The sequence below is a fragment of the Trueperaceae bacterium genome (assembly GCA_023954415.1).
Classification (GTDB): Bacteria; Deinococcota; Deinococci; order Deinococcales; family Trueperaceae; genus JAAYYF01.
In genome coordinates this window covers 273,098-289,886 of record JAMLIB010000004.1, presented here as the reverse complement: position 1 = coordinate 289,886, position 16,789 = coordinate 273,098, and the positions used below count along the sequence as shown (strand labels likewise).

General features: G+C 71.0%; 14 protein-coding genes. 2 read left to right on the top strand and 12 right to left on the bottom strand.

Annotated features, from left to right (window positions below; translation table 11 throughout):
* Positions 1 to 16: 16 nt before the first annotated feature.
* The 6 genes from M9914_06965 to M9914_06940 all read right to left on the bottom strand — a co-directional run bounded on the left by M9914_06965 (position 17) and on the right by M9914_06940 (position 7,969).
* Positions 17 to 1,270: a glycosyltransferase family 1 protein gene (locus M9914_06965; protein ID MCO5173921.1), complete on the bottom strand. Its 1,254-nt coding sequence runs from the start codon at positions 1,268 to 1,270 to the stop codon at positions 17 to 19.
* 11 nt (positions 1,271 to 1,281) lie between these two features.
* Positions 1,282 to 2,322 carry a 2-oxoacid:ferredoxin oxidoreductase subunit beta gene (locus M9914_06960; protein MCO5173920.1) on the bottom strand — a complete coding sequence of 347 codons (1,041 nt, stop codon included), beginning with the start codon at positions 2,320 to 2,322 and terminating at the stop codon, positions 1,282 to 1,284.
* Positions 2,323 to 2,330: 8 nt separating this feature from the next.
* Positions 2,331 to 4,106 carry a 2-oxoacid:acceptor oxidoreductase subunit alpha gene (locus M9914_06955; protein ID MCO5173919.1) on the bottom strand — a complete coding sequence of 592 codons (1,776 nt, stop codon included), beginning with the start codon at positions 4,104 to 4,106 and terminating at the stop codon, positions 2,331 to 2,333.
* 197 nt (positions 4,107 to 4,303) lie between these two features.
* Positions 4,304 to 5,206 carry a methylisocitrate lyase gene (gene prpB / locus M9914_06950; protein MCO5173918.1) on the bottom strand — a complete coding sequence of 301 codons (903 nt, stop codon included), beginning with the start codon at positions 5,204 to 5,206 and terminating at the stop codon, positions 4,304 to 4,306.
* A 7-nt stretch (positions 5,207 to 5,213) separates the two neighbouring features.
* Positions 5,214 to 6,374: a 2-methylcitrate synthase gene (gene prpC / locus M9914_06945; GenBank protein ID MCO5173917.1), complete on the bottom strand. Its 1,161-nt coding sequence runs from the start codon at positions 6,372 to 6,374 to the stop codon at positions 5,214 to 5,216.
* A gap of 92 nt (positions 6,375 to 6,466) precedes the next feature.
* Positions 6,467 to 7,969 (bottom strand): MmgE/PrpD family protein, encoded by a 1,503-nt coding sequence (locus tag M9914_06940; protein ID MCO5173916.1) that lies wholly within the window; start codon positions 7,967 to 7,969, stop codon positions 6,467 to 6,469.
* Between the two features lie 178 nt (positions 7,970 to 8,147).
* Between M9914_06940 and M9914_06935 the strand changes: the two genes are divergently transcribed.
* Both M9914_06935 and M9914_06930 read left to right on the top strand, forming a co-directional pair.
* Positions 8,148 to 8,636: a hypothetical protein gene (locus M9914_06935; protein MCO5173915.1), complete on the top strand. Its 489-nt coding sequence runs from the start codon at positions 8,148 to 8,150 to the stop codon at positions 8,634 to 8,636.
* A complete protein-coding gene (locus tag M9914_06930) occupies positions 8,636 to 9,691 on the top strand; it encodes a Gfo/Idh/MocA family oxidoreductase (GenBank protein MCO5173914.1) in 1,056 nt (351 codons plus the stop codon). Before M9914_06935 ends, M9914_06930 begins: the two co-directional genes overlap by 1 nt.
* 64 nt (positions 9,692 to 9,755) lie before the next feature.
* Here M9914_06930 and M9914_06925 read toward each other — a convergent pair whose 3' ends face one another.
* From M9914_06925 to M9914_06900, 6 genes are read right to left on the bottom strand one after another with little or no spacing between them, the layout of a single operon-like run.
* Positions 9,756 to 11,201, bottom strand: a complete 1,446-nt coding sequence (locus M9914_06925) for an NAD-dependent succinate-semialdehyde dehydrogenase (GenBank protein MCO5173913.1) — start codon at positions 11,199 to 11,201, stop codon at positions 9,756 to 9,758.
* A 24-nt stretch (positions 11,202 to 11,225) separates the two neighbouring features.
* Entirely contained in the window at positions 11,226 to 12,533 is a 1,308-nt protein-coding gene (locus M9914_06920) for an E3 binding domain-containing protein (GenBank protein ID MCO5173912.1), read from the bottom strand.
* Positions 12,534 to 12,563: 30 nt separating this feature from the next.
* A complete protein-coding gene (locus M9914_06915; protein MCO5173911.1) occupies positions 12,564 to 13,925 on the bottom strand; it encodes a Xaa-Pro peptidase family protein in 1,362 nt (453 codons plus the stop codon).
* Positions 13,926 to 13,951: 26 nt separating this feature from the next.
* On the bottom strand, positions 13,952 to 14,980 hold the full coding sequence (locus M9914_06910) for an alpha-ketoacid dehydrogenase subunit beta (GenBank protein ID MCO5173910.1): 1,029 nt from the start codon (positions 14,978 to 14,980) through the stop codon (positions 13,952 to 13,954).
* Positions 14,967 to 15,968, bottom strand: a complete 1,002-nt coding sequence (locus M9914_06905) for a thiamine pyrophosphate-dependent dehydrogenase E1 component subunit alpha (GenBank protein MCO5173909.1) — start codon at positions 15,966 to 15,968, stop codon at positions 14,967 to 14,969. The genes M9914_06910 and M9914_06905 overlap by 14 nt, the downstream gene beginning before the upstream one ends.
* Positions 15,969 to 16,026: 58 nt before the next feature.
* Positions 16,027 to 16,740: a FadR family transcriptional regulator gene (locus M9914_06900; protein MCO5173908.1), complete on the bottom strand. Its 714-nt coding sequence runs from the start codon at positions 16,738 to 16,740 to the stop codon at positions 16,027 to 16,029.
* Positions 16,741 to 16,789: the final 49 nt, after the last annotated feature.

The following is a 16,789-nucleotide window of genomic DNA, read 5'->3' as shown; positions in this document are numbered from 1 at the left end:
GAGCGTACGCCGCGCGTTAGGCGCGACCGACAGCGGCGGACGCGCGAGAGCCGGGGCCCGCCGCGCGTGCCTTGGCCAGCCCCGCCACCCGCACCGCCTGCCGGTACCGGGCGACCAGGTCCTCGGTGGCGGCGCCCCACGACCAGCGCTCGGCCTCCGCCCGGCCGGCGAGGGCCAGCCGTTCGCGCTCGCGTCGGTCGGCGATCAACCGCTCGATGGCCGTCGCCAACGCGACCGCGTCGCCCGGCGGCACGAGCACGCCGGTCTCGCCGTCATGCACGACGTGCGGCAGGCCCCCGGCGTCGGCCGCCACGACCGGAACGCCCGAGGCCATCGCCTCCAACGCCGCGAAGCCGAGCGTCTCCGAGGTAGAGGGGAAGGCGAACACGTCGCCGCTGGCGTAGGCGGCCGAGAGCTCCTCCCCGGCCAGGAAGCCGGTGAACACGGTCTTCGTGCCGGCCAGGCGCTCGCGCAACCAGGCCAGGGCCGGGCCTTCGCCCACGACGGCCAGGCGGGCTCCGGCGGCGGCGAGCCGGTCCGCGGCGTCGGCCAGCACCTCCACGCGCTTCTCGAACGACACGCGGCCCGCGTACACGACGAGCGGCGCGTCCGGCTCCCCGTCGGTCAGGCGCGCGCGCATCTCGGTCGACCAGTAGCGGGCATTGAACCGCTCGGTATCGACCGCCTTGTGCCACAGGCGCACGCGCCTGATGCCGAGGCCGCGCGCGAGCTCGACCATCTGGGGGCTTGTGCAGAGGTTCACATGCGCCAGGTTGTGCACTTCCCGGTCGAGTACCTCGAGGGGCCGATGCATGACGCCGAGGCCGAGGTCCTTCACGACCTTCGGGTCCGTGTGGAAGCTGGCGACGAGGGGCAGGCGGGCGCGGCGCGCGAGCACGGCGCCCCACGAGCCGAAGAGGATCGGGTTGATCACGTGCACGAGGTCGGGCGCGAAGCCGCGCAGCGCGGCCTCCAGCCGCGGCGCGGGCAGCGCGACCTTGTGCGCCGGGTACCACGGGAAGCGGACGCCGGGCGCGGACACGACGCGGTGGCCGGCGTGCTCGTCCGGCGCGCCGGGCGGGGCGAGCACGAGGACCTCGTGCCCCTGCTCGGCGAGCGCCGTCAGCGTGGCCGTGAGGCGCGTGACCACCCCGTCGACCTTGGGGAGGAACGTCTCGCTCACCCAGGCGACGCGCAGGGGGCGGTCGCGGCGCGAGGCCCTCGACCCCGCCCGCGCCACCGCGGCGGCGGCCTCGCTGCTCTCCCCCACGCCGCTACCGCTCAGGCGTAACCGGCCAGGAACGCTTGCAGCTGGTCGGCGGACGGGCGCAGCTTCGCGTCGGGCAGCATGCTCAGCGGGGTCTCGCCCAGCTCGCTCAGCTCGGCGAAGTTGGGGCGGCGGTCGTCGTAGTAGACGATGCCGGTGAGGAGCTCGCCGGCCGCGTTCGCGCGCTCGAGGCGCGCCATGCCCGCCAGGCGGTCGGCCTGGTCGAAGTCGGCCTCCAGCTTGCGCAGCGTCATGCGCGACCCGTCGTGCAGCTCCACGACCTGCGTGGTGCCGGGGTCGTAGTCGTCGATGTAGATCTCTTCTTGAGCCGGGATGAACCCGACCTCCTGGAGGGCCTGCTCGTGCTCGCGCCCGTAGGCGTAGCTGTGGCGCGAGTCCGGCTCGTCGTTGAAGGCGACGCACGGGCTGATGATGTCGATGACCGCGGTGCCGCGGTACGAAAGCCCGGCCTTGATGACCTCGCGGACCTGCTTGGCGTCGCCCGCGAACGTGCGCGCCACGAACCCGGCCCCGGCGACGAGGGCCTCCATGCAGATGTCGATGCCCGGGAACGGGTTGGTGCCGGCGTACTTGAGCTTGGCGCCTTCGTCGGAAGTGGCGGAGAACTGCCCCTTCGTGAGGCCGTAGACGCCGTTGTTCTCGACGATGTAGACCATGCGCACGTTGCGCCTGAGCATGTGCTTGAACTGGCCGAGGCCGATGGAGCCCGTGTCGCCGTCGCCGCTGATGCCGATGGCGCGCACCGCGTGGTTGGCGACGAGGGCGCCCGTGCCGAGCGACGGCATGCGGCCGTGCAGCGAGTTGAAGCCGTGCGACTGGCCGAGGAAGTACGCGGGCGACTTGCTCGAGCAGCCGATGCCGGAGAGCTTGATGATCTCCTGCGGGCGCAGGTCGAGTTCGTACGCGATCTGGATGAGCTGGCTGGCCACGGAGTTGTGCCCGCAGCCCTTGCAGAGGGTCGAGGGGCTGCCCACGTAGTCGTTCTTGCTGAGCCCGGCGCGGTTGAGCTTGACTGCCGGTGTCGGCCGTTCCATCGTCATCTCTACTCCCCGAGGTGCGCGGCGAGGCGCTCCGCCACCCAAGCGGCGGTGAGAGGCATGCCGTCGAGGTACGCGATCGGCTTGAGCTTGGCGGCGTGTTCCGGCAGTTCGTCGCGCAAGATGGCGGTCAGCTGCGCGTCGCGGTTCATCTCGATGACCACCAGGCGCTCGTGCCTGGCCACGAAGTCGCGCACCTCGGCGCCGATCGGGAGGGCCCGCACGCGCATGAAGTCGGTGACCACCCCGTTCGCCGCGAGCAGGTCGCGCGCCTCCTCGATGGCGTAGCGCGTGGTGCCGTAGGCGATGATGCCGAGCTCGGCGCCCGGCCGCTCGTCGCTGACGGCCGTCGGCACCATGGCGCGGGCGGTCTCGAACTTGCGGGCCAGCCGGTCCATGTTCTGCACCCAGTGGTCGGCACGCTCGGAGTACCTGGCGTTCTCGTCGTGGCCCGTGCCGCGGCCGAACCAGGCGGCGCGCGGGTTCTCGTTGCCGGGCAGGGTGCGGTACGGGACGCCGTCGCCGTCGACGTCCTTGTAGCGGCCGAAGTCCGGCAGCGCCGCCACCTCCTCTGCCGAGAGGACCTTGCCGCGGTTCAGGGGCGCGTCGGGGTAGACGAACGGCTCGCCCATCCAGTTGTTCATGCCGAGGTCGAGGTCGGAGAGGACGAGGACGGGCGTCTGGAGGGCGTCGGCCAGGTCGTGGGCGCGGTAGCCGAACTCGAAGCACTCCTCGATGGACGACGGGAAGAGGAGCACCTGCTTCGTGTCGCCGTGGCCGAGGTAGTAGGCGAAGGCGACGTCGCCCTGGCTCGTGCGCGTCGGCAGGCCGGTGCTGGGGCCTACCCGCTGGATGTCCCACACGACGGCCGGCACCTCGGCGTAGTAGGCGAGGCCGAGGAACTCGGCCATCAGGGAGAGGCCGGGTCCGCTCGTCGCCGTGACGGCGCGCGCGCCCGCCCAGCCGGCGCCGACCACCATGCCGATGGCCGCCAGCTCGTCCTCGGCCTGGATGACCACGTAGGTCGGGCGGCCGTCGACGTCGTGGCGCAGCTTGCCGAGGTACTCGCGCAGCGCGTCGATGAAGCTCGTCGAGGGGGTGATCGGGTACCAGCCGGACACGCTCGCGCCCCCGAAGACGGCGCCGAGCGCGCCGGCCTCGTTGCCCGTCATCATGATGAGCCCCGCGGTGGCGTTCATGGGCTCGACCTTGAACTCGTCGGTCTTGACGAGGTTCTCGACGGCCCAGGCGTGGGCGAGGCGCACGACCTCGAGGTTGCTGTCCACCAGCTTCCTGCGCTTGCCGAAGTGGTGCTCGAGCGCCTCCTCGATGACGTCGAGCGGCACGCCGAGGAGGTGGGCGACCACCCCGACGTACGTCATGTTCGCGATGTACTCCTTGATCTTGCCCTTGACCTCCACCCCGGCGAGGAGCTGCTTGACGGGCACGGGGTAGTAGGTGAGGTCGGCCCGCTCCGGCTTGAGGTGCAGGTCGAGGTTGTGGACCACGACGCCGCCGCTCGGCAGGGTGGCGACGTCCTCGTGCAGGGTGGCGGGGTTGAAGGCGACGAGGAGCTCGGAGGGCTTGCGCGCGATGTAGCCGTCCTTGTTGACGCGGATGTGGTACCAGGTGGGCAGGCCCTGGATGTTCGACGGGAAGATGTTCTTCCCGTGGACGGGGATGCCCATCTTGAAGAAGGACCGCAGTAGCGTGAGGTTGGCAGTCTGGCTGCCCGTTCCGTTGGCGGTCGCGACGACGATCGAGAAATCGTTGACTCTCAAGCCGGCGCCGCGCTCCGAATGCGGGCGGTCGACAGGAACGGTTACACCCATGCGCTCACGCACCTCCGGGTCGGGCACGGAGCCCGGCCGCCTTAGTTCGGGTGCTTTGAGGGCGACCCGGTATTACCGGCAATAGTACCGCTACTACCGGGCCGCCATGGCAGGGCTGCTACGACCGGATCGCCAACGGTTCGGGGCTAGGAGGGAAGCACGGTCCTCACGATGGCGGCGTCGAGAGCCTCGTACGCTTCCAGATCGATCGTGGCGTACAGCTCGGCGCGCGTCTGCATGCGCGGCAGGAGCGCCTGCGCGCTGCCCTCTAGCTTCAGCGTGGCGTACAGCTCGGCCTGCGCCTTGTTGGCCATGCGCAATGACGTGACGGGCCAGATGACGATCTTGTAGCCCAGCTCCTCGAACTCGGCGGCGCTCAGCATGGGGGTGCGCCCGAACTCGGTCATGTTGGCGAGGAGCGCCACGCCAGGGAGGGCGGCCGCGAACTCACGGAACATGGCCGGCGTGGTGAGGGCCTCAGGGAAGACGACCTCGGCGCCGGCGGCGACGTAGCGCTCGGCCCGCGCGATGGCGGCGCTCAGCCCCTCGCTGGCCACGGCGTCCGTCCGGGCCACGACCACGAGGTCGGTGGCGGCCTTGCGCGCGGCGGCGACCTTCAGGGCCATGTCGTCCGCGCTCACGAGGCGCTTGTCGTTGAGGTGACCGCACTTCTTGGGGAGTTGCTGGTCCTCGATGTGCACCGCCGCCGCGCCGGCGGCCTCGAAGGCGCGGACCATCTGCATGACGTTGAGCGCCTCGCCGTAGCCCGTGTCGCCGTCCACGAGCACGGGCAGCCCGGCGCGCGCGACCTGGCGGATGAAGAAGCAGACGTCGTCGATGGTGATGATGCCGAGGTCGGGCAGGCCCATGGAGGCGCTCATGGCGGCGCCCGAGAGGTAGAGCGCGTCGAAGCCCGCGGCGCGCGCCTGAAGCGCGGCCATGCCGTTGTGCGCGCCCGGCATGGGCACGATGCCCGGCCGGGCCAGGAGCGCCCGCAGCCGGGCGCCGGGGCGCTCGCTCGGGAGGTCGGCGGCGACCAGGTAGGGCACGCGCCGCCTACCGCTCGCCGACGGGCACGAAGGCGCGGTCGCCCGGGCCGGTGTAGTTGGCCGAGGGGCGGATGATCGTGCCGTCCTCGCGCTGCTCGATGACGTGCGCCACCCAGCCCGCCGTGCGGGCGATGACGAAGAGCGGCGTGAACATGGCGGTCGGCACGTTCATGGCTGAGTACGCGACGGCCGAGTACCAGTCGAGGTTCGGGAACATGCGCTTGGAGTCGTGCATGACCGTCTCGATCCGCTCGGCGACGCGGTACGTGCGCTCGTCGCCGGCCTCCTCGGCCAGCCCGAGGGCCACCGCCTTGATGATGTCCGAACGCGGGTCGCTGACGCGGTATACGGGGTGCCCGAAGCCGATCACGACCTCGCGCTTCTCGAGGCGCGCGAGGATGTCGGCCTGGGCCGCGTCAGGCGAGGCGTAGCGCCGCTGGATCTCGAACGCGACCTCGTTCGCCCCGCCGTGCTTGGGCCCGCGCAGGGCGCCGATGCCGCCGCAGACGGCGGAGTAGACGTCCGAGCCCGTGCCGGCGATCATCCGGCACGTGAAGGTGGAGGCGTTGAACTCGTGCTCCGCGTAGAGGATGAGCGAGCGGTGCATGGCGCGCACCCAGCTCTCCTTAGGCTCCTTGCCGCGCAGGAGCCTAAGGAAGTGGCCGCCGACGCTGTCGTCGTCGGTCTCGACGTCGATGAGCTCGCCCTTGTGGGCCCAGTGGTACCAGTACATGAGCATGGAGCCGAGCGAGGCGATGAGGCGGTCGGCGATGTCGCGCGCGCCCGCTTCCGGGTGCGCCTCGTTCTCGGGCAGCACGGACCCGAGGGCCGAGACGCCGCTGCGCATGACGTCCATCGGGTGGGCGGCGGCCGGGATGGCCTCGAGCACCGTCTTGACGGCGGCAGGCAGGCCCCGCAGGGAGCGCAGCTTCTCCTTGTAGGCCCGCAGTCGGGCCGCGTCGGGCAGCGCGCCGTGGATGAGGAGGTGCGCGACCTCCTCGTACTCGCAGGCGCCCGCCAGCTCCTTGACGTCGTAGCCGCGGTAGCGGAGCTCGTCGCCGCTGGCGCCGACCGTTGACAGGGCCGTGTTGCCGGCCACCACGCCCGATAGGGCGACGGACTTCTTGGCGCGCGGCTGCTGCGCCGCGCTCTCGGGTTCTGGACGCACTTCACTCACCTCCGCTCGGACGGGCGGCCGCTGGTAGGCCCCTGCGTCCGAAGTGCCCTTGCCGCGAAGACCGCAGCGGGAGGGCGTTCCATTCAGAAGATCCCGGCCGGCGCCTCGCCACCGAGCTTCTCCGGCGCCACGACCACGTTCAGTTGCGCGACCTCGGCGGGCGTCAGCTCGCCGAGGCGTGCCGTCAGCTCCAGGAACCTGGCCTGCTCGGCCTCGGCGACCACGCCTTCCGCCAGCGTCCTGAACTTCGCGACGTACTGCTGCCGCGCGAACGGCCTGGCGCCCAGCGGATGGGCGTCGGCGACAGCGATCTCGTCCTCGACGACCGTGCCGTCCGTCAGCGTGACCACCACGCGGCCACCGAAGGCCTTCTCGTTCGGGTCCGTCGAGTGGTAACGCCGCGTCCACTCCTCGTCCTCGACCGTGCCGACCTTGCGCCACAGCCGCACCGTGTCGGGCCGCTGCGCGCGCTCAGGAGCGTAGCTGCGCTCGTGGTGCCAGGCGCGGTCCTGGAGGGCGACGGCGAAGATGTACATGATCGAATGGTCGAGGGTCTCCCGGCTGGCGGTCGGGTCGAACTTCTGCGGGTCGTTCGAGCCGGTGCCGATCACGTAGTGGGTGTGGTGGCTCGTGTGGATGACGACGGACTCGACGGCGTCCGTGTCCGCGATCCTCGCCCCCATGCGCCGCGCGAGGTCGATGAGCGCCTGGCTCTGGTACTCCGCGGAGTGCTCCTTCGTGTAGGAGTCGAGGATGGCGCGCTTCGGCTCGCCCGCTTCCGGCAGCGGCACCGTGTAGCGCGCCTGCGGCCCGGAGAGGAGCCACGCGATGAAGCCGTCCTCGCCCTCGTACGCGGGCGACGGCGCGCCCTCGCCGCGCATGGTGCGGTCGACGGCCTCGATCGCCATCTTGCCCGCGAAGGCGGGTGCGTAGGCCTTCCAGGACGAGATCTCGCCCTTGCGCGACTGGCGCGTGGTGGTGGTGACGTGCAGGGCCTGCTGGATGGCCTGGTAGGCCGTCTCCGTGCTCAGGTCGAGGAGGGCGGCGATGCCACCGGCGGCCGACGGGCCGAGGTGGGCGATGTGGTCGATCTTGTGCTCGTGCAGGCAGATGCCCTTCACGAGGTCGATCTGCAGCTCGTAGCCGGCGGCCAAGCCCCGCGCCAGGTCGCGCCCGCCGAGCCCCTTCGTCTGAGCGACGGCGAGGATGGGCGGGATGTTGTCGCCGGGGTGCGAGTAGTCGGCGGCCAGGAAGGTGTCGTGGTAGTCGAGCTCGCGCACGGCCACGCCGTTGGCCCAGGCGGCCCACTCCGGCGAGAACGTGCGCGCGTTGCCGACGCCGAAGACGGCGGCGCCGGGAGCGCGCGGGTGAGCCAACGCCTGCGTGCGGGCGGTCACCACCGGGCGCCTCGCCAGGGAGGCGACGGCCACGGACGCGTTGTCGATGATCCGGTTGCCGATCATCTCCAGCACGGCAGGCTCGAGGGGAACGGGGTCGGTTGCCACCGCGGCGAGCTTCCAGGCGAGCTGCTCCTCGCGCGGCAGGTGCTCGGCGGACTTGTAAGTGCGGACCTGATGGGACTTCATCGTCTCACGGACGATAGCATCCGCCCGTCCGGGCGAACTCCCCGCGGCGAGCGGGGCGGAAGACCGGGACGAGGCCGCGGCGATCACGCCACGGCACGTGGACGCGAAGGCCGCAACGAGACCGCAGACGTGGAACTCTTGGCACCACCTCATCCGAACATCCGGGAGAATGGCGGGCATGAACCTCACCTCTCACCGTCGGGTGTTCGCCCCCCTAGCTCTCCTCTGTCTCCTCGCCCTCTTCGGCAACGCCAACGCCCAGAACTGGTTCGGCGTCAGGAGCGGTTACCCGCTCGGCGTCACGCTCCACTACGGCATCGCGAACGCGTTGTCCAACGGCTTCGACCTGCGCGTCAGCGGCCGCGTGACGGCCAGCGGCGGCAGCGCGCACTTCGGCATCGGCGTCGACGCCATGACGACGGTGGCCGCCGAGGGCCCCTTCGCCGTCTACCTCGGGGCCGGGCCGGCCATCGAGTTCGGCAACGGCGGCGCCTGGCTCGACATCCACGCGCTGGCGGGCGGCGAGTTCCGCTTCGTCGACTTCGGTCTCGCGCCCTTGGGGCTCTTCCTCGAGGCGACGCTGGGCGGCTCGTTCGGCCTCGGCAACGGCTCGCCGGCGCGGATCCCGACGTTCGGCGCCGCGCTGGGCGTCAACTACCACTTCTGATGGTCGAGCGCCGCTTCGGCGTTGCCGTCATCGGTGCCGGCAACATCGCGGCGGCGCACATCGCCGCCGTCACGGGTCTGCCGGAAGGGCGGTTGGTCGGCGTGGCCGGCCGCACGCCCGAGAAGCCCCGCGCCCTGGCCGAGAAGCACGGCGTGAAGGCGTTCGCCTCGGTCGCGGAGGCCGTCGCGGACCCGGAGGTCGACGTCGTGGCCGTCTGCACCCCGTCGGGCGCGCACCTGGAGCCGGCGTTGGCGGCGATCGCCGCCGGCAAGCACGTGATCGTCGAGAAGCCGCTCGAGGTCACCACGGAGCGCGCCAGGCGGCTCATCCGCGCCGCCGAGGAGGCGGGCGTGGCGTTGGCGACGGTGTTCATGAGCCGCTTCGCGGACGCTAACGCGTACGTCAAGCAGGCGGTGGACGCGGGCCGGCTCGGCGCGCTCCTCCAGGGCAACGCCTACGTGCCGTGGTACCGCACGCAGGCGTACTACGACAGCGCCGCCTGGCGCGGCACGCAGGCGCTCGACGGCGGCGGCGCGCTCATGAACCAGGCCATCCACCAGGTCGACCTCCTCCTGTGGCTGCTGGGCCCGGTGCGCGAGGTCTGCGCCTACGCGGCCACCCTGGCGCACGAGCGCATCGAGGTCGAGGACACGCTCGTGGCGAGCCTCCGCTTCGAGAACGGCGCCCTCGGGCAGATAGGCGCGGCCACGTCCTTATGGCCCGGCCGACCGAAGGCCCTCGAGGTGTACGGCTCGGAGGGCCTCGCTGTCGTGCACGACGACGTGCTCGTCGACTGGCGCACGCGCGCTGGCGGCGACGCGGAGCGCGCGAGCGTCCTCGCCGCGCACGGCGGTCAGGCGACGGGCGGCTCCAGCGACCCCATGGCCATCTCGTTCGAGAACCACCGCAGGCAGTACGCCGACCTCTTCGCCGCGCTGGCCGAGGGCCGCAGGCCCGCCATCGACGGGCACGAGGGCTTCCGCTCCGTCGCGCTGATCGAGGCCGTGTACCGCTCGGTCGCTAGCGGGGGACGGCCCGTGGCGGTGGGCGGCTAGCGCCCCAGCCCCCGCCACACCGGCGGGCCGAGTACCGACCCGCCGGTCGACCGACGGTGCGCTCTCAGCTCGGGCTGGTGCGGATCCCGACGGAGACGTACTTGATCTCCAGGTACTCCTCGATGCCCCACGGGCCGCCCTCGCGACCGATGCCCGACTGCTTCACGCCGCCGAAGGGGGCCTGCGGCGTGGACGGCACGCCGTCGTTGATACCGACGATCCCGTAATCCAGCGCCTCGGCCATGCGGTGGGCGCGCGACAGGTCGTTCGTGAAGACGTAGGCGGCGAGGCCGTAAGGGGTGTCGTTCGCCAGGCGCACGATCTCCGTCTCGTCGTCGAACACGCTCACCGGCGCGACGGGACCGAACGTCTCCTCGTTCATCATGAGCATGTCCGACGCGACCCCCGTGACGACGGTCGGTCGGAAGTAGAGCCCCTCGATCGCCGAGCCCCCAGTGACCACGGACGCCCCCTTGGCGAGGGCGTCCCGCATGTGCTCCTGCACCTTCGTCAGGCCTTGGGCGTCCACCAGTGGCCCTATGTCCGTGGTATCGAGCGCCGGGTCGCCGACCCGCAGCCGTTCACTGGCCGCGGCGAACGCGGTCACGAACGCGTCGTGGACGCCGCGCTGCACGTAGATGCGGTTGGTGCAGACGCACGTCTGCCCGGAGTTGCGGTACTTGCAGGCGATCGCCTCCCTGACCGCCACGTCGAGGTCGGCATCGTCGAAGACGATGAGCGGCGCGTGCCCGCCGAGCTCGAGGGAGATGCGCTTCACGGTCTCGGCGGACTTGCGGTAGAGGATCTTGCCGACCGGAGTGGACCCGGTGAAGGTCACCTTCCTGATCCTCGGATCGGCGATCAGCACGTCGGACAACGGCACGGGGTCGCTGGCGGTCAGGACCTGCAGCGTGCCCGCGGGTCCGCCGGCGTCCAGCCACAGCTTGGCCGTCAGCAACGCCGAGAGGGGGCTCTGCTCGGCCGGCTTGAGGATGAAGGTGCAGCCCGCCGCGAGGGCGGGCGCTGCCTTGCGGGTCACCATCGCCACCGGGAAGTTCCACGGCGTGACGCCGAACACCGGCCCGACCGGCTGCCTCAAGGCGTAGAGGCGCTTGTTGCCGACGTGGCTGGGGAACGCCTCGCCGTAGACGCGCTTGGCCTCCTCCGCGTACCACTTCACGAAGCCGGCGGCGTAGGCGACCTCCCCGCGCGACTCCCGGATCGGCTTGCCCATCTCCGCGCTCATCAGCTCGGCCAGCTCCGTCTGCCGCTCGAGGATGAGGTCGGCCCACCGCTCAAGCAACGCGGAGCGGGCGAACGCGGTGGTAGCGCGCCAGTCGGCGAACGCCCGCTCGGCCACGTCCACCGCCTCCGCGGCCTCGGCGGCACCGCAATCGGCGGCCCTGGCGATCACCTCGCCCGTAGCTGGGCTCGTGACGTCGAACGTACGGTCGCCGGCGACCCACTCGTGACCGAGGTAACGCCCCTCGACTTCGAAGATGCTTTTCACCTACCGAACCTCCTGCGTTCAGGCTCAACCGTAGACGGCCAAGGAGAACGGGTCCTCCAGGACGCGGCCGAGGTGGGAGAAGATGGCGGCCGCCTTGGGGTCGCCCAGTGCCAGCGAGTCGTAGTCCAGCCGCAGGCTGGCTTCGCGCCGACCGCCATCCGGACCGCCCGGTCCGGAGCCCGGGCCGGCGATGGGTCCGAGTGTGAGCCTGAGCAGCACCCCTGCGGGCAGCGTCGTCCCCGACGACTGCTCGAAGGCCTGCGCGCTGCGGTCGTCGACGACGATGGGCGGCGTGGCCTCGTCCCGACGTCGCCCGTCACCGGCACTCGCCGGCTCCGCACCCTCGCGCGCGAGGGAGACGTCGAGGACGGAACGCGTCTGCGTGGCGCCGATGGCCACGCCGCGCCCCTCCCCGGTGGCGGAGTAGACGTTGATCGTGACGCCGCCCGCCGAAGCTCCGGCGTCCGGGCCAGCAGAGCGACTCAAGGCACCGACGAGGGCCTTGACCAACACGTCGGCAGCCACGATCCTCTCGGGCCATGCGGTCCCGAGCTTGGCATGCGCCCCGGAAGAGTTGGCTCTCTCGAGGAACTCCATGAGTCGCGCGGCATCGAGCCTCGTCTGACACCACGCCGTGCCGCTCGCGAGGGCGGCCGCCTCGGTCGACCGGCGCACCGCCGCCGCGGTGACGGGGGCAGGGACGACGGCGTGTACGGCCTCCGGCACCGGAACCGCGGTCGCGGCGTGCGTGCGCGGGTCGAGGGCGGATGCCGCTGAGGTGCGCGGCATACCCGCGGCCGCGGCCTGCGCGCGCAGGCCCAGGTCCACCGCCCTGACCGCGCCGCCGGGGCCGGTGCCGACGACCCCCTCCAACGCGATGCCGCGCTGGCGGGCGAGCCGCTTGGCCTTCGGCGAGCCGAGCGGACGTCCGCCGCTCGCCCCAGGCCCGCTGGCTTCCCTCGGCGCGGGAAGGGGCGGCGGCGTAAGCGCCACGGCGTGTGAAGTGGCGACGGCGGGGGCTGCCACCGCTGCGGCCAGCCCGGCGGAGGGGCGCGGCGTGCTCGGCGTTCGTGACGGGCCACCCGCCTCCTCTCCCGGCGCCAGGAGCACGGCCAGCACCGTGCCGATCTTGACCTCGGCCCCCTCGCGGTGGGCGACGGACGAGAGGACCCCGGAGGCGGTCGCCGGTACCTCGACGATCGCCTTGTCGGTCTCGACCTCCATGAGCGGGTCGCCCTCGCTGACGCTCGCGCCTTCGGCCACGAGCCACTTCACGAGGACGCCGCTCTCCTGCGCCATGCCCAGGGCAGGCATGATGACGTCCTTAGCCATGCTCCGGCTCACCCGCCTCCGCCGACCCGGTCATCCCTCGGCGCCGCCGGCGCCCGCCGCACCGGCGTCCGCGGCCGGCAGGCGCGGGGCCACCCTCGGGTTGTTGAGCGCCGACTGGGTGTCCCTGACCGTGGGGAGCGGCCCCGCGGTGCTGTAGTACCTGGGACCGGTGACCATGAGCTGCTCGGCGGGGAAGCGCGAGATGATCTCGCAACCGTCGCTCGTGACGACGACCTCCTCCTCGATCCGGGCCGCGGACCAGCCGTCGCTCGCCGGCCAGAACGTCTCGAGCGCGAAGACCATCCCCTCCTCGATCACTTCCGGATGGTCGAACGACACGAGGCGGCTGAAGATGGGCTTCTCCCAGATGTTCAGGCCGATGCCGTGACCGTACTGCAGGGCGAATGCCAGCTCCTCGTCCGGGAAGCCGAACTCCTGCGCGCGCGGCCACACTTCGACGACCTCGGCCGTCGTGACGCCGGGCCGGATGAGGCTGATGGCGTGGTCAAGCAGGTCGCGGCACTTGTCGTAGGCGCTCACCTGCGCGCGCGACGCGCTCCCCACCACGAAGGTCCGGTAGTAGCAGGTCCGGTAGCCCATGTAGCTCTGGAGGATGTCGAAGTAAGCCGGGTCGCCCGGCCTCAACATGCGATCGGAGGCGACGTGCGGGTGCGGGTTGCAGCGCTCGCCGCTGATGGCGTTCACGCCCTCAACCATCTCGGACCCGTGCTCGTACAGGAACTTCGTGACGAGCCCGACGATGTCGTTCTCCCTGACACCAGGACGCAGGTTCTCGTAGACGAGCTGGTACGCGCCGTCCACCATCCCGGCCGCGTGCGTCAGGAGCGAGATCTCGTCGACCGTCTTGATCTTGCGGGCCTCGAGCATGAGCTGCTGCCCGTCGACGACCTCGAGCCCGAGCTTCTGCAGGGCGAAGAGGACCGGAAGCTCCACCAGGTCGATGGCGACCGGCTCGCGCTCGAGGCCGCGCGCGGCCAGCTCCCGGTAGATGTCGGCCGCGACCTTCTCGGCCCTGCCCATCTGCGGCGAGATGGTCCCGCGCAGCATGGACACGCCCGGCCTCGAACGCTCGGCGCCGTCCAGCCACGGCGCGTAGAGCTGGTGGTGTCTGGCGGCGGAACCGAAGTCCCAGAGGATCGGAGCGCCACCCCGGGTCAGGAGGGTGAAGCGCGCGACCTTGTCCTGCGCCCACGTACCGATGTGCGTGGAGGTCACGTAGCGCACGTTGTTCATGTCGAAGAGCAGCAGGGCGCCGGCCTCCGACCGCTCCAACACCGCCTTGATGCGCTCGAGGCGCTGGGTGCGGAGTCGCTCGAAGTCGATCCTCTGCTCCCAGTCGACCCCCATCGTGCCGTAGGTATGGATAGCCATGGCTGACAGACTCCTTTGGGCGCGCCTCAGGCCTCTCCGGCCAGCAACCGCTTGGTGAGCGCGACGACTACTTCGGGGGTGGGGACGGTCACGTCCTCCAGCGTGGGAGAGAAGGGCACCGGCACGTCCATGGCGCCTAGGCGCTTCACGGGGGCGTCCAGGTGGTAGAAGGCGCCGTCCGCTATGACGGCGGCGAGCTCCGCCGTCACCCCGTAACGCTCGTAACCTTCGTCGATGACGATCGCGTGGCCCGTCTTCCTCGCCGACGCGACGAGGGTCTCCTTGTCGAGCGGGAAGAGCGTCCGCGGATCGACGACCTCCGCGCTGATGCCGAGCTGCTCGAGCCGCTCCGCCGCCTTGAGCGCGACCTGCACCATGCTGCTCGTGGCGACGAGCGTGACGTGCTCGCCGACGCGCTTCACGTCGGCGACGCCGAAGGGGATCGAGTAGTCGCCTTCCGGCACTTCGCCCTTGTCCGTGTAGCCCATCTTGTCCTCGAAGAAGACCACCGGGTTGTCGTTCCTGATGGCCGTCTTGAGGAGCCCCTTCGCGTCGTACGGCGTGGAGGGGGTGACCACGATGAGACCCGGCACGTGGCTGACCCAGGCCTGGAGGCTCTGACTATGCTGCGCGGCCGAGCGCCGCGTCGCGCCGAGGGTCGTGCGGAGCACCATCGGCACCTTGAGCTTCCCGCCCGACATGTAGTGCGTCTTGGCCGCCTGGTTGACCAGCTGGTCCATGACCAGGGTGAGGAAGTCGCCGAACATCAGGTCGACGACCGGCCGCATCCCGGTCATGGCGGCGCCGACGGCGAGGCCGGTGAAGCCCGCTTCGGATATCGGCGTGTCTATGACCCGGCCGGGCCCGAACTCCTCGACCAGACCCGAGAGGACCTTGAAGGGCGTGCCCGCCTCCGCGACGTCCTCGCCGATGATGAAGACGCGTTCGTCGCGGCGCATCTCCTCGGCGAGCGCCTCGCGCACGGCTTGCGAGAACGTGATGACGCGCGCGGCGTCCCGTGGGGCCGCGGCGATCAGGGCTTCAAGCGTAGACATGAAGCGTCACCTCGCTCGGGTCCGGGAACGGCGCGGCGAGAGCGAAGGCCAGCGCGGCGGCCGCCTCCTCACGCACGGCGGCCTGCATCGCGGCCAACTCCTCGGCGCTCGCCAGACCGGCCGCCACGAGCCGCTCCCCGAAGAGCTTGATGGGGTCGCGCCGCTCGCGCCACTCGAGCTCCTCGGCCTTGGGCCGGTAGTACTCGCGGTTGATGTCGCCCACGTGGTGGCCGTGGTAGCGGTACGTGTGGCACTCGACGAGCGCCGGGCCGCCACCGGTCCTGGCGGAAGCCACCAGCCGCGTCAGCAGCTCGTTGACGCCGATGACGTCCTGCCCGTCGACCTCGAAGGCCCGCATGCCGAGCGCCTCGGCCCGGCCGCGAACCGTGCCGGCGGTGGTCTCGCTGAAGTGCGTGTACTCACCGTAGCGGTTGTTCTCGCACACGTAGATGACGGGTAGCTTCCAAAGCTGAGCCATGTTCATCACTTCGTTGAGCAGGCCCTGACCGAGAGCGCCCTCCCCGAAGAAGCAGACGGCCACCTGGCCGCTGCCACGCATCTTCGCCGAGAGGGCGGCGCCAGTGGCGATGCCGGCGCTGCCGCCCACGATGGCGTTGGCGCCGAGGTTGCCGTTCTCCTGGTCGGCGATGTGCATCGAGCCGCCCTTGCCGCGGTTGTAGCCCGGACTGCGGCCGAGGAGCTCGGCGAACATCAGGTCGAGCCTGGCGCCCTTGGCCACGCAGTGACCGTGCCCGCGGTGCGTGCTCGTGATGTAGTCCGCGCGCTCCAGCGCCTCGCAGACGCCCACCGCGACGGCCTCCTGACCGGTGTAGAGGTGCGTCAGCCCGGGCATCTTGCCCGCCAGGTAGAGCTCGTTCGCGTGCTCCTCGAACACGCGGATCCTCCACATCTGCTTGTAGAGGCGGCTGCCGACCTCGGCGCCGACCTGCGGCACGCCGTGAGTGGACGGTTCCTTGGTCTCGATCACTTCACTCCTCGCGCTCTCCGGTTCCGTGGCGTTCTCCGCCGTTCTCCGGTCGAATGCCTCACGGGACCCCCGCGGTTTGCTTGGGCTGCGTGCTGTCCCTACGTACCTGCGCCAGATGACTCCGCATCGCCTCGCGCGCCGCCTCGGGAGCGCCCTCCTCGACGGCTCGCAGGATGCGCTTGTGGTGGTCCTGCCCGCGAGCCGGGCCGCCGTCCGTGTGGAAGATGCGGCCGCGGTGCTCCTGCAGCACGTCGACGACCGACGCCATGAGGCGCGGCACGAAGACGTTCTGCGTGGCAACGGCCAGCGCCAGGTGGAAGGCGTTGTCCGCCTGGATGTAGCGCGGCATGTCGTTCATCCACTTGTCCATGGCGGCGACGGCCTGCTGCAGCGCCCGGATGTCCTCCGGCCGGGCCCTGAGAGCGGCCCGGTAGGCGATCTCCGGCTCGAGGATCTCCCTCACCTCCACCAGGTTCTCCTGGGAGCCGACCCCCGGGTCGAGGCCAAGCATGGTCTGGAACGACTGCGACAGGGTGTCCCCCGTGGCGTCGACGACGAACGTGCCCTGGCCGGGCCGGACCTCGATGAGGCCCTTGACCGCGAGCGCCTTACTGGCCTCACGGATGACGGTGCGGCTCACGCCGAACTGCTCCGCGAGCGCGCGCTCGTTCGGCAGGCGATCCCCCGCGGACAACTCGCCCGTGCTGATCAGGTCCTGCAACTTCTCCGCCACCTTCTCGTACAACCGCTGTTGCTTGAGTGGTTCGATCACGGTCATCCCTTCCCCCAGCCACAGGCACGCGCTAGCGGAGCAGCAGCGA

Coding starts and splice junctions, on each gene's coding strand:
- M9914_06940 (MCO5173916.1), bottom strand. CDS start 7,969: ATGAAGTCCCATCAGGTCCGCACTTACAAGTCCGCCGAGCACCTGCCG.
- M9914_06910 (MCO5173910.1), bottom strand. CDS start 14,980: ATGTCTACGCTTGAAGCCCTGATCGCCGCGGCCCCACGGGACGCCGCG.
- M9914_06915 (MCO5173911.1), bottom strand. CDS start 13,925: ATGGCTATCCATACCTACGGCACGATGGGGGTCGACTGGGAGCAGAGG.
- M9914_06920 (MCO5173912.1), bottom strand. CDS start 12,533: ATGGCTAAGGACGTCATCATGCCTGCCCTGGGCATGGCGCAGGAGAGC.
- M9914_06960 (MCO5173920.1), bottom strand. CDS start 2,322: ATGGAACGGCCGACACCGGCAGTCAAGCTCAACCGCGCCGGGCTCAGC.
- M9914_06930 (MCO5173914.1), top strand. CDS start 8,636: ATGGTCGAGCGCCGCTTCGGCGTTGCCGTCATCGGTGCCGGCAACATC.
- M9914_06935 (MCO5173915.1), top strand. CDS start 8,148: ATGAACCTCACCTCTCACCGTCGGGTGTTCGCCCCCCTAGCTCTCCTC.